We start from the raw sequence: 6265 nt of genomic DNA, 5'->3' as shown, positions 1-6265 counted from the left end.
ACGGATCCGCGCACCTGGGCGGTCAAGGACTGGGTGAGCGATGTCGTGCCGCACCTGGCCTACGGTGCGGTCGCCGCCGGCGTCCTGCGCGAGATCGACAGGTCGCCGTCTCGACGCTGAGCGCCACGATCATCAGGCAGGGAACCGGGACTCCTGACCACGTCTGTTCCCTGATTGATCGATGGCCCCGGGTTGAGCATATGGGGTCTACTTCGAGGAATTGAACCGGGTCGCGCAGGTCAAGCACTTGAAAGCCGGACGGTTGTGACGTGTGACCTGGTGCGTCCCCGTGAGCACTTCTGCCGATTCGAAGGTCAGCGGCACGAGTCGGTCCGATCCGCAATGCGGGCAGACCACTTCCGGAAGCAGGTCGGTGGGCGAGCCCATGGGGGTACTGTCGCCCTTCGGCGCCTGGCTGTCGGTCGGCTACCGCACCCCCGCTGCCCTGGCGTGCTGTCACGATGAGCCGCCAGTGACGCGCAGAGCACCTCAATCCCGGTCTCATCCGCGTTGCGATTGACGCTGTTCCGTCCGGCGGTGGCCGCCCTCAGAGTCACCCTCGGGGTCGAAAGGTCATTCGACGGTGCGCGCCGTGTCGATTGACGATGGTGATCGCACGGTCAGGACGCTGACACCACCCATCGCGCTGGCCTGCGGGAACTAGCCGGCCGCCTCGGTACGGTGGCGTACGATAACCTGCTACAGCGACCCGCGACCCGTGGCACGGGACCTCCCCGGCGACCGCGCGGACGGGACGAGGTGGAGCACAGATGCAGACAGTCGAACTCGCCGAGAACAGCACCAATCAACTTCTCGAACCGGGGCAGGTCGCCGAGCACATTTACTTCCCGCTTACTGGTGCAATCTCACTGGTCACGCCGCTCGTTGACGGAGCGATCGTCGAGGTGGCCACCGTGGGCAATGAGGGGATCGTCGGCGTCCCCCTGGTGCTCGGCGGCTCTCTCGCGGTGCGCGCGATATCGCAGGTTGCCGGTTGGGGCCTGAAGATGGAGGCGACAGCCTTCGATGAAGCGGTCGAGGCCGAGCCGGCATTGCGACGCGTCCTCAACGACTATCTATAGGCCCTATTCGGCCAGATCTCCCAGGCCGCAGCCTGCAATCGCCTTCACTCCAATGAGGAACGTCTCAGCCGATGGCTCCTGATGAGCCACGACCGGGTCGACGTCGACGAGTTCCTCATCAATCACGAGTTCCTCGGTCAGATGCTCGGGTCGCGACGAGCTACCGTCACCCTCTCCGCGGGCGTCCTTCAGGCAGCCGGGCTGATCAAGTACCACCGCGGCATCATCACCATCGTCGACCGTTCCGGCCTCGAGGAGGTGTCCTGCGAGTGCTACGCGGTGATCAAGGCAGAGCTCGATAGCGTCCTCCGCAAGGCGGCAGCACGCGCGGCATCTGAGCGTACGCGGAAGGAGCAGGTCCCTGCGGGCGAACCACCACGCGGCGCAACGAGCCATCTGGCCCGTCCACGCTGCTGAATCGAGGCGCGGCTAGCTCTCGTTGGGCAGCTTGTCGCCTTCCTCCGACGGCGGGCTCTCGCCCGTTGCGGGGATAGCGTTAGACCCGGGCGAATTGGCGCCCCACTTTTGCAATGCACCACGCGTCTGCTCGCCCGTCTCCACGTGTTGGCGTGCGCGTTGCCGTCATGGGTGCGTTCAGCGGCTTCGTCACTCTCTGTCGGCGCCGGATCGTTCGTTGCGTCGGCCACAGGCATCTCCTTTCTCACCTTGTCTGATCGAGACTGATAGCGACGAGGGGGGCTTACTGCAAACGGTGCCGCACAGGAACGCGCTCAAACTCTGGCGCCTCACCAGAACCTCGCCAGGGCTGCGCCACAGCGCAAGGAAAGCGTCCTCGACCATCCGCTCCGCAGTCGGGACCTCGCCGACCAACCTGAGGGCCACGGCGTACACCGACGCAGCGAGGCGGTCGTAGATTTGCATCAGCGTGGATGGTCGACGCGCGATGAGCTCGGCCGCCAAGCGGCTGTCGTCGATCGGCGTCCCAGCGAACCCCCGCGTGCCACCAGGCAAGGGGGCGGAAAACCGCCCAGCGAGGTGGTCCACTGTAGGGACATCAACGTACATGCCCTGTGTCATAGCGCAATCGTGTCAGGACGTCTGAGGTCTGTCGGTCCGGTACCCGACTGACCCCCGCCCAAACGCACCGGCCGCCTGCAGGACGCCGTTCCACTGGTCGAGCGCCGCCGGGTGGTGTCCGCCAACGGTGATAACGAAGGGGCAACCGCCAGTAGGACGGTCCCGAGCGAGCCGGCGGTCGCGACGGCGCCTTCCGCTTGTAGGTCGCCACGGGATCACCGCTAGGCTGATCGCGGTCTTCGCCACCGTAGCGTCGCCGCTCGCGCTGTGTGCTGGGTCGTCGCGCCGTTGCTGATGGCGGCGACTGGGAACCGGATTCAGATCGTGGCGGTCATGATCAAGACACTGGTAGGGGCGTCGGATCCGCCCAGTGGCTCGATCGAGACAGCAACGCCACCGCCGGTGTCGATTTCGTCGGGCACTACCAGCAGCGCACTGCCACCAGCTTGGCGGACGAACGTGCCTGCTGGCCGCAGCTTGCTCCCGGCGCTCCTGAGGAACCAGAGTTGATACACGCGCCCCGGGTCCAGCGATTCCAGCCCACGAAGCATTACGAGCGAGACGCGTTCTTGGGGAAGGTAGGTCATTGTGCCAGTGCCGGCAACACTGCTGCGAAAGTTCGTCGTGACCGCGTGCGCGTCGCGCAGAGCATCGACGGTCTGCTGTACTGAGTGCAGCTGTGTTTGCAACTCGAGATTCCAGCCGGCCAGGGCAAGCAGGGCCGCCACGGCGACTGCAGTTGCAGCCCGACGCGCCCACGTCCGCCGCGGCGGTTCAGCCGAGCGATGGGTAGGGGCCCCATAGAGGGGGGTGGGTCCTGGCTCTGCGGTGTGCGGGGTCCCGGTGCGTGTCGCCTGAAGGACGCGTTCGCGGAGACCCAGCGGCGCCGGCTGTATGTCCACCGACATGGGCAGTGCTTCGACCGCGGCAGCCAAGCGCGCCGCCGCGTCACGGCAATCGGAGCACCCATCGAGGTGCTCACGCACGTCGGCAGCCTCGCGCTCGGAGACGGCGTCGAGAGCGTAGGCAGCGAGGAGGCTGTCCACCTCGTCATGGCTCACTGGCATGGCCGGTTCCCGCGCGCCTCGAGGAACGAGTACAACTTCTCGAGGCCAAGTCGCATCCGCGTCTTCACGGTGCCGAGCGGCAGGTGGAGCCGATCGCTGATTTCCGAATGGGTCAGGCCGTCCCAGTACCCGAGCTCGATGACTTGCCGCTGGGCGCGCGGGAGTGTGGCCATCGCCTCGTGCACCGAGTTCCGGTCCAACTCCTCGGCAACCTGGTACCAAGGATCGTTGCGAACTCTCCCATCGGGGAATTCGGTGGTCAATTCGGTCTCGCCGCCGGCGCGGCCACGGCGGGCGCGCAGGCAGTCAATGGACCGATTACGCGCCACCGTCGCGATCCAGACGCCGAAGCTGCCCCGAGCCGCGTCGAACCCGTGGCGTCGGCGCCAGAGTCCGAGGAACACCTCCTGCACGGTGTCTTCGGCCAATGACGGCTCGCTGAGCACGCGCAGGCAGATCGAATAGACCGGGTGCGCGTGTCGATCGTAGAGGACCTCGAGGGCGCCGTGATCGCCTCGGGTCATCGCCTCCCAGAGTGCCGCGTCTGAGTCGCCGTTGCGTGGGGCTGCATCTCCCATCCACACGGAGGCTACTACCCGATGCCATGGGTTCGGTCAACTCTCCGAGTGCCTCACTCTCCTGCTGGGGTCACCAACTCGTTGAACTGGCGCACCCCGGCGAGAACGCGATCCAACTGGTACCTGATGACTGCGTAGCATTCACACGCCACCTGCTGGAGGCCCGACCGGTTGAGGATGCTCAACTGTCGGCGGCGATATTCGATCAGTCCGGCCGTCTGCAGGGCTCCGGCTGAGAGGGTCACCGTGACGCGCGAGGAGCCCAGCATCTGGCTCAGCGACTCGTGGGTGATGGCGAAGTGATCACGTCCCACCCGATCGTGGGTCATCAGCAACCATCGGCTGAGCCGCTCCTCACTGGAGTGGAGTCGGTTGCAGGCAACCGCCTGGGAAATCTGCCCAAATAGAGCAGCGAGGTACCTGTTCACGACGTCACCGAGCGACCCGCCGCGAGTTGTCTCAGCCATGACCCAGCCGCTGGGACACGCAACCCGCGACCGCGAAACTGAACCACGGCACGGACGGTGAGAGCGCCGCCTGCGAAGAGCGGCACGCCCGCGACTCCTAATGGGGGTTTACAGCCTGCGGGCAACCTGCTCCCCAGTAGCAGTAGGGAGGGGATGAAGGGCGCGGGGGTGAAGGAGGTTGCGCAACCGGGAAACAGCGGACAAGCTCTTCACCGAGCCGGCACCGGGTGAGCACTTGTGACACCTTGGGCATCGAGCCCTGAACGAAGAGAGTGCCCCCGATGCTTGGCAGGAGACAGATGGCTGGTGGGATGTCGTGCCGTGAGCACTGATCCATTAGGACGCTGCAGTTCTCCTGGTGGCTCACCAGAGCCAACCGACAACGAACAGGAGGGAAGCATGATCTGTCTTGGCCTGGACTGGGCCGAGGACCATCACGACATCGCCGTGATGAGCGAGACTGGCGAGCTGCTCGCCGAGTTTCGCGTTGAGGAGAGCATGGACGGGGTCGAGCGGATCCACGCTGCCGTGGCGCCCCACATCGCCGACCCTGCTGACGTCGTAGTCGGCACCGAGAGCGCGCATAGCCTGGTGGCGCAGGCGCTCGTCGCAGCCGGCTATGCGGTGTTCGAGATCAATCCACTGGCGAGTAGCCGGTACCGCGATCGGCACCACCTCTCGGGGGCAAAGTCAGATCGCGGTGACGCCAAGATGCTCGCCGATGTCGTGCGCACCGATCGGCACAACCACCGGGAGTACGTCGGCAGTTCGGATCTGTCCGAGGCGATCAAGGTGCTCGCCCGGGCACACCAGTCGCTGATCCACCAACGACAGACGCAGATCAATGCTCTGCGCAGCGCCCTGCGTCAGTACTATCCGGCACTGCTGTTGGCATTTCCTAATCTGGCCAGACCCAGGAGCCGAGACAGCAGCGATGTGATGGCACTGATCGAGCGCGCACCGACGCCGGCGCAGGGCAGGACGCTGTCGCGGTTGCAGATTGCCTCAGCGTTGCGCAAGGCTGGCCGACAACGCGGCATCGAGCGCCGTGCTGAGGAGATCCGCAAAGTGCTCGGCGGGCCACACCTTGCGGCACCTCCCGTGGTGACCAACGCCTACGGCAACTCGGCACGCGCCACGGCCCGAGTGATCGTCTCCATGACCATTCAGATCGGCGAGTTGGCTCAGGAGATGAACTCGCGTTTTGAAGAACACCCGGACGCCAAGATCCTCCACAGTCTTCCCGGACTAGGTCCAATCCTTGGCGCCCGGGTTCTGGGTGAGTTCGGCGACGCACCGAACTACTACACCGATACTAGAGCACGCAAGAACTACGCCACAACCTCACCGGTCACCCGAGCGTCCGGCAAGTTGCGCGTGGTGAACGCTCGCCACGGCGGCAACCGGCATCTCGGCGAGTCCTGCTTGCGCTGGGCCTTCTGCGCGGTGCGTTCGTCCCCCGGAGTTCAGCACTACTACGAGGCCCTCCGCGGCCGCGACAAAACCCACTCACAGGCCATCCGGAGCGTCGCCAATCGTTTGGTGGGGATCCTTCACGGCTGCCTTGAGCACGGCGTTCTGTATGACGAGGCCATCGCCTGGCCGCAGTCCAGCGCCGCCGAGAGCGTGGCGGCATGAAACAGGCGTCTGACGGATCAACCCTCCGGACTTGACACGTTATCCCGGTGGGATGTCTTCGTTGCCGACGGTGGCCACCTCGATGACGTGGCCATCCCGAAGCGGTGTGACCAGCGAGATCACCCCGTTGTACGGAAAGTACACGTCGTGCACGGGACGCCCCGGCTCGAACAATGCCTTCCTGACGTCGAGGGTGACCGTTTCTCCGAGACCAACCACTCGTCGGCGCTCAGCCGCTGGCAACGCGCGCAGAATGCGTATTTCGGGGGAAACCGACCACCCATTTCGGCGGAATCCGACCAGCTGTTTCGGATGAAAGCGATCAGCCATTTCGGAGTTTCCGACCGGCCGTTTCGGGGTTTTCGACCAGGACGGCGGTGGAGGGCGAGGCGGGC

The 6265-nt window shown here is 65.3% G+C and carries 8 protein-coding genes; 3 read left to right on the top strand and 5 right to left on the bottom strand.

Annotation, left to right across the window (positions count from 1 at the left end; all coding sequences use genetic code 11):
• Positions 1-207: 207 nt before the first annotated feature.
• Entirely contained in the window at positions 208-387 is a 180-nt protein-coding gene (locus JF886_RS16760; protein ID WP_350340570.1) for an IS66 family transposase zinc-finger binding domain-containing protein, read from the bottom strand.
• A 383-nt stretch (positions 388-770) separates the two neighbouring features.
• Here JF886_RS16760 and JF886_RS03840 point away from each other — a divergent pair, with 383 nt between their 5' ends.
• Positions 771-1082, top strand: coding sequence for a cyclic nucleotide-binding domain-containing protein (locus JF886_RS03840; RefSeq protein ID WP_337309784.1), 312 nt, complete (start codon positions 771-773; stop codon positions 1080-1082).
• Between the two features lie 15 nt (positions 1083-1097).
• Positions 1098-1499, top strand: a complete 402-nt coding sequence (locus tag JF886_RS03835) for a Crp/Fnr family transcriptional regulator (RefSeq protein ID WP_337309788.1) — start codon at positions 1098-1100, stop codon at positions 1497-1499.
• Positions 1500-2437: 938 nt separating this feature from the next.
• On the opposite strand, the gene JF886_RS03830 is transcribed toward JF886_RS03835, so the two are convergent.
• The 3 genes from JF886_RS03830 to JF886_RS03820 are packed head-to-tail and all read right to left on the bottom strand — an operon-like array spanning position 2438 to position 4232.
• Entirely contained in the window at positions 2438-3187 is a 750-nt protein-coding gene (locus JF886_RS03830) for an anti-sigma factor (RefSeq protein WP_350340569.1), read from the bottom strand.
• Positions 3178-3765 (bottom strand): sigma-70 family RNA polymerase sigma factor, encoded by a 588-nt coding sequence (locus JF886_RS03825; RefSeq protein WP_337309782.1) that lies wholly within the window; start codon positions 3763-3765, stop codon positions 3178-3180. The genes JF886_RS03830 and JF886_RS03825 overlap by 10 nt, the downstream gene beginning before the upstream one ends.
• A 53-nt stretch (positions 3766-3818) precedes the next feature.
• Positions 3819-4232, bottom strand: a complete 414-nt coding sequence (locus JF886_RS03820; RefSeq protein WP_337309780.1) for a Crp/Fnr family transcriptional regulator — start codon at positions 4230-4232, stop codon at positions 3819-3821.
• 399 nt (positions 4233-4631) lie between these two features.
• On the opposite strand from JF886_RS03820, the gene JF886_RS03815 reads away from it, so the two are divergent.
• The gene (locus JF886_RS03815; protein ID WP_337309777.1) at positions 4632-5870 is read left to right on the top strand and encodes an IS110 family RNA-guided transposase; all 1239 of its coding nucleotides are present in this window, start codon (positions 4632-4634) and stop codon (positions 5868-5870) included.
• Positions 5871-5909: 39 nt separating this feature from the next.
• Here JF886_RS03815 and JF886_RS03810 read toward each other — a convergent pair whose 3' ends face one another.
• A complete protein-coding gene (locus JF886_RS03810) occupies positions 5910-6089 on the bottom strand; it encodes a cyclic nucleotide-binding domain-containing protein (RefSeq protein ID WP_337309776.1) in 180 nt (59 codons plus the stop codon).
• Positions 6090-6265: the final 176 nt, after the last annotated feature.

Origin of the sequence: Candidatus Aeolococcus gillhamiae (assembly GCF_016464765.1) — a bacterium.
Taxonomy (GTDB): domain Bacteria; phylum Chloroflexota; class Dormibacteria; order Aeolococcales; family Aeolococcaceae; genus Aeolococcus; species Aeolococcus gillhamiae.
This window is presented reverse-complemented; position numbering and strand designations above follow the sequence as displayed.